This window comes from Mesorhizobium sp. M0239 (genome assembly GCF_040321815.1).
GTDB lineage: Bacteria > Pseudomonadota > Alphaproteobacteria > Rhizobiales > Rhizobiaceae > Mesorhizobium.
Map to the genome: position 1 here is coordinate 1 of NZ_JAMYSG010000073.1, position 5396 is coordinate 5396.

Consider the following 5396-nt stretch of genomic DNA (forward strand, 5'->3'; position numbering starts at 1 on the left):
TAGGGGAATAGGGGAATAGGGGAATAGGGGAATAGGGGAATAGGGGAATAGGGGAATAGGGGAATAGGGGAATAGGGGAATAGGGTGTGGGTTCGAGGGAATTCCAAACATACTCCCTTATTCCCTTATTCCCCTACTCCCCTAAATTCTAATTCCCCAGCGCCAGCTGATCCGTAATCTCAAACCGCTCGGCCTCGCCGATGCGTATCATGTTGAGGCTGCCCTCCCGAGTGAAGCGGAAATTGCCGTCCGCGTCGGAACCGGCCGGCTGGCCGGCACGGAAGGAGATGATGCGCGTGCCGCCATCGGGCCAGGTCACAGTGATGTTCGCCTTGTCGGCGGTGTGCACCACGCTGACCTTGCAGCGCTCCATTGGCTGGCCGACATAGCGGGCGCAGGGAATCTCGGGGCCAGAAGCCGGCGTCGGAACGGAATCAAGCGGGACGTCAGGCGCCGCCAGCGCCAGTACGTACGCATCCTGCATCGCGGCGCGGCCGATTTCGGCGGCGGATTTTGGCGTGCTTTCGACTGCCGGACCGGCGCCGCCAAGCCGCGCTGTCAGGTCGGGCGGTGCGACCGGCGCCCTATCGGTGGCCTGCGATTGATCCGGCGCCGAGGCCTGCCCGGCCTCATTGGCGCTGCCGGTGGAGGCAACCACCGGCGAATCGGCCGGTCTTGTCTCGCCTTCGACATAGGGGGCCGGATTGAGGGGGATGAGATAGCGCGCCGGCGCCCAGCCGCTCAGCTTCTCCTTGCCCGTGCTCTCGATCTTGCACCATTTGTAGCCGTTGATGTCGTTGCAGCCGAGATTGGTGACCATGTCGCCGCTGCTCAGCCGCGCCTCGACCGTGGCGACCGGCGATGCGGTGGTGCGGACCTTGAGAAGATCGTCCGGCGCCAGGCCGGTGACGACGGAGATGACGAGGTCCGGCGCCTCTTGGGCCATCTCTTCAGCCATAGCGGGGGCAATCACCGGCCACGCCGTCATCAACAGCGGAGCAGCAATCAGCGCATGCAGGGTTGTTCGGAGCGTAACTGTGCGCCTCATCGTTTGGCCGTGCGCTGACATCATGCCGCGGCGGATCGAGCCCGCCGCAAGCCCGGCCGGTTTTATAAGGGACGACGCGGCGCCATGTAAGCCCGAAAATTCGGCTCGCCGTTCCGCCGGTCCCAACCCGGCCCGCCAGGCCGTGAGCCTACTCAGCCGGGCATGAACGCAAGAGCGTTCAGCCGGGCATGGGCATGAACCCTGTTCTGAGCGCGTGAGCCCATTCCGGCCGGCCCGCCTGTTCGGCTTGCCTGGCGGCCGCCTCGTGGTCGTAGTCGACGGCGATGGCCTCGAAGCGGTCGGACTGGCCGTTGCTGCCCAAGGTGACGATGCCGTAGCGCGCATGCGGCGAGCCCTGCTCGGAGACATGCGCCGGCGGTGTGGAATCGTCATAGGCGGGGCAGCCGATGCTGCCCGGGTTGAAGATGACGGGACCATCGGGGACGCGGATCAGTTCCGCGCGGTGGCTGTGGCCGCACAGCGCGATGCGGCAAGCCGGGTCGAGCGCCTTCAGCCGCCGCCGGATCGCCGTCAGCGGCGCACGCACCAGCTGGCCATTGACGATGGTATCGGCGAGATATTTCTCGTCATGGTCGGGACGGGCGTGGAAAGCGATGATTCCGGGTGCGATCTCCAGCGTCAGCGGCTGGGCGAAAAGCATCTGGCGCTGCGTCTCGGTCAGCCGCTCCTGCGCATAGGCGTCGGAGGGCCACATGGTGTCATCAGCGGGGTCGGCGGCGACACGGCGGTCGTGGTTGCCGCGCACTGTCGGCAGGTTCAGCGCCTCCAACCGCGCAAACGTCTCGCGCGGCCAGAGCGGGCCGGAAACGCTGTCACCCAGGTTGACGGTCAGGTCGGCGCCGCCGCGCCGCTTCAGATCGTCAAGCACGGCGTCGAGCGCCAGCACATTGCCGTGGATATCGGCGAGGACGGCGATGCGCATTTTCGGGAGGCTCCTGTGTGACGCCGCTTTTCCTTTTCCCACGTCCGTAAGGCGAGGAACCCAAATTCTTCGGCGTTCAGGCGTGGATTTCGATGTCGTGGCCGCCGACCGCCGGCACTGCCGGATCGTTGCCGGCGGCGGCGATGACGCTGTCGAGCAGGCCGGGGAAGCGGGCGTCGAGATCGGCGCGGCGCAGTGTGATCATGCGGTTGGTGCCGACCACCTCGGCACGGGTGACGCCGGCCTCGCGCAGTTTGGCGAGGTGGTAGCTCAGATTGGTCTTCGAGCCGAAATCCAGGAACTGGCTGCAGTTCAGCGGCACGCCTTGCTTGCTGGCGAGATAGCGCACGATGGCGAGCCGGGTCGGATCGCCGAGCACGCCAAGCACGATCGGCAGGCTGATCTGGTCCGTATTGGGGTGTGGCAAGGTCATGGCTCGAAACTAAGCACAGTCGGGTCCGATTTCAACGCATCCATCATTGTTGGCCCGCACGCGGCCTTTCTCCGTCTCGCGCCGACCTGTGCTGACACAGGGCTGTCAGGAAGGTTCAGCTATTTTTCCCTGGCTTCATTGACATGATGCCCTATTATGTCCAATTGTTCAATAACTTTTGAACTAAGGACATCCCGCCATGGACAAGCGCCTTTTCTGGCTAGCGCTCGGATCGTTTACGATCTCGACCGAAGGCTTCGTCATCTCCAGCCTTCTGCCCGACATCGCGGCGGATGCCGGCATCTCCATTCCGCTGGCCGGCACGCTGATCACCGCCTTTGCGCTCGCCTATGCGATCGGCACGCCGATCCTGGCGACGCTGACAGGCGAATGGGACCGGCGCCGCGTCATCCTGTGGACGCTGGTGTTCTTCGTGCTCGGCAACATCGCCGCTGCCTTGAGTTCCTCCTTCGAACTGCTGCTGATCGCGCGCATCGTCATGGCGCTGTCGTCGGGCCTGTTCGCCGCAACCGCGCAAGGCACCGCGGTGGCGCTGGTCGATGACCATCACCGGGCGCGTGCCATCGCCGTCGTCGTCGGCGGAACCACGGTGGCCGTTGCACTGGGTGCGCCACTGGGCGCGCTCGTTGCCACCGTTGCCGGCTGGCGCGGCACCTTTTTTGCCATCGCCGGCCTTGGCGCGCTTGCAGGCGCGATCCTGTGGTACCGGCTGCCGCGGGGCATCGTTGGCACCAGGCTGCCCTTGAAGCGCAGGCTGGCGGCAGCGCTGCGTCCCGGCGTGATGCCGATCCTGTTGACGACGGTGCTGGCGCTGATCGGCGCCTTCACCGTCTTTGCCTATGTCGCGCCGCTTGCCATCGAGGGCGGCGGTCTCAGCCAGATCGCGCTGCCCGGCATGCTGCTCGCCTTCGGCGTCGGCGCCGTCATCGGCAACATTGGCGGCGGCCAGGCCGCCGACCGGTTCGGCGCGACCCGCACCGTCGGCTGGTCGTTGGCGCTGAGCGCCGGCATGCTGGTCCTGCTGTCGGTCATCCCGACCTTTCTGCCGCCGCATATTGCCGGACCGGCGCTGATGGCGATGATGGTGCCGTGGGGCATCGTCGGCTGGGCCTTCCCGCCGGCGCAGGCCAGCCGCATCATCAAGCTGGCGCCCGATGCCGCCCCGATCGTGCTGTCGCTCAATGCCTCGGCGCTCTATCTGGGCGTCGCACTCGGCGCGGTGGTGGGCGGTGCCGTGCTGCGCTACGGCGCGCCGGCCGATCTCGGCCTGATCGCCGCGATCTTCCCGATCGTCGGGCTTGGCATCGTGGTGGCCGGCCGCCGGGCGGCTCGGCCTGTAGAGATGCCTGCCGAGTAATCTCTTTGAAAGCCGTCGGCCGGCTCAGCTGGCCGGGGGCAGATCAAAATCCAGCGCGGCGATGTCATCCAGCGCCGCGCGCAGCTTTTCAGCCTTGTCCCTGCCGACGACATCCTCGAAACGCTGCTGGGCGATTTGCCACAGCTTCATCGCTGCCTCGAGCTTGGCCAACCCTTGCGGCGTCAGCCGCACACGCTTGACGCGGCCGTCCTCCGGATCGGCGAAAGTCTCGACATAGCCGTCGCGGATCAGTGGTTTCAGCGTATGGCCGAGCGCCGACAGGTCCATGATCAGCGACGTGGCGATAGCCCCCATCGCCGGCTCGGCGCCGATATGGATCTGGTAGAGCAGGCCCTGCTGCGTCGCCTTGAGGCCTGACGGCTCCACCACATCATCATAAAACTTGCCGAGCTTGCGCGCCGCACGGCGCAGCGCGGCGTTGTTGCAGAGCGTGAGGCCGGGCAAGCTGTCCTTTGACATGATGGTCCTTGGCGCCGGCGAATGAGGCCCGGCTGCTACCCTCAAATAATCCTCGTCCGTATCATTGACAAGATAGTGGCATATGCCTACTTCACGATTAGTGGCATATGCCACTAATTCAAATCAAGCGGCTTTCCGGCAGCGCGGCAGATGCCACGGCGCCGGATCAGTCGAAGCGAACCAGATCAGTCGAAGAAGGAACAGGACAATGAGTGGACAGGGCAACAAGGGCACGGCGGTCGTCACCGGTGCTTCGTCGGGCATCGGCGCGGTCTATGCCGACCGGCTGGCGGGGCAGGGCTACGATCTGGTGCTGGTGGCGCGGCGCGCCGACCGGCTGGAGGAACTGGCCGGGAAGCTGCGCCAGACCTATAGCCGCAAGGTCAGCGTGATCAGCGCCGACCTCTCCAACGACGACGACGTCCGCCGCGTCGAGCAGGCGATCGCCAGCGACGACAGCGTGACGCTGCTGGTCAACAATGCCGGCCTTGGCGGCCAGTCCGTGGTGGCAACCGCCGATGCGGACGCTGCCGAACGCATGATCAAGGTCAATGTCATCGCCCTGACGCGGCTGACCCGTGCCGTGCTGCCGGGGTTTTTGGCGCGCAACCGAGGTGCGGTCGTCAACATCGCCTCGGTGCTCGCCTATGAGACCTCGTTCGGCGGCATCTACAGCGGCACCAAGGCCTATGTCGTCAACTTCACCGAGGCTCTGCACCGCGAGGTCGCGGGTACGGAGGTGAAGGTGCAGGTGGTGCTGCCGGGCGCGACACGGACCGATTTCTGGGAGCTTGCCGGCAGCGATATCGACCAGCTTCCGAAGGAAATCATCATGACGGCCGACGATATGGTCGATGCGGCCCTTGTCGGCCTTGCCAGGGGTGAAGCCGTCACCGTGCCGGCGCTCGCCGAGCCGGCCAAGCTGGACATTTTCCTCGGTGCCCGGCAGGCCTTCTACGGCAGCCTGCACGCCGACAAGCCGGCGGCCCGCTACGCGGCTTGAGGGTTTCCAGGCCGATAGCAGAAACTGGGTTCCTCGCCCCCACGAATGGGGGGAGAGCGACTATCTGGGGTGTCAAGTTGCAATTACGAACTCGTTGCGCGCATCGCGTGC

General features: G+C 65.6%; 6 protein-coding genes. 2 read left to right on the forward strand and 4 right to left on the reverse strand.

Going from position 1 to position 5396, the window contains the following annotated elements:
- Nucleotides 1–148: 148 nt before the first annotated feature.
- From NKI99_RS33330 to NKI99_RS33340, 3 genes are all read right to left on the reverse strand, one after another.
- Nucleotides 149–1048 (reverse strand): SH3 domain-containing protein, encoded by a 900-nt coding sequence (locus tag NKI99_RS33330; RefSeq protein ID WP_023809704.1) that lies wholly within the window; start codon nt 1046–1048, stop codon nt 149–151.
- 178 nt (nt 1049–1226) lie between these two features.
- Entirely contained in the window at nt 1227–1991 is a 765-nt protein-coding gene (locus NKI99_RS33335) for a metallophosphoesterase family protein (protein WP_352613685.1), read from the reverse strand.
- Nucleotides 1992–2067: 76 nt separating this feature from the next.
- Nucleotides 2068–2424 (reverse strand): ArsR/SmtB family transcription factor, encoded by a 357-nt coding sequence (locus NKI99_RS33340; RefSeq protein WP_023809703.1) that lies wholly within the window; start codon nt 2422–2424, stop codon nt 2068–2070.
- Between the two features lie 199 nt (nt 2425–2623).
- Here NKI99_RS33340 and NKI99_RS33345 point away from each other — a divergent pair, with 199 nt between their 5' ends.
- Nucleotides 2624–3802, forward strand: coding sequence for an MFS transporter (locus NKI99_RS33345; RefSeq protein ID WP_128305502.1), 1179 nt, complete (start codon nt 2624–2626; stop codon nt 3800–3802).
- Nucleotides 3803–3826: 24 nt separating this feature from the next.
- Here the strand turns inward: NKI99_RS33345 and NKI99_RS33350 are convergent, their stop codons facing one another.
- Nucleotides 3827–4282 carry a MarR family winged helix-turn-helix transcriptional regulator gene (locus tag NKI99_RS33350; protein WP_352613687.1) on the reverse strand — a complete coding sequence of 152 codons (456 nt, stop codon included), beginning with the start codon at nt 4280–4282 and terminating at the stop codon, nt 3827–3829.
- Between the two features lie 208 nt (nt 4283–4490).
- Here NKI99_RS33350 and NKI99_RS33355 point away from each other — a divergent pair, with 208 nt between their 5' ends.
- On the forward strand, nt 4491–5285 hold the full coding sequence (locus NKI99_RS33355) for an SDR family NAD(P)-dependent oxidoreductase (protein ID WP_128305500.1): 795 nt from the start codon (nt 4491–4493) through the stop codon (nt 5283–5285).
- Nucleotides 5286–5396 lie beyond the last annotated feature (111 nt).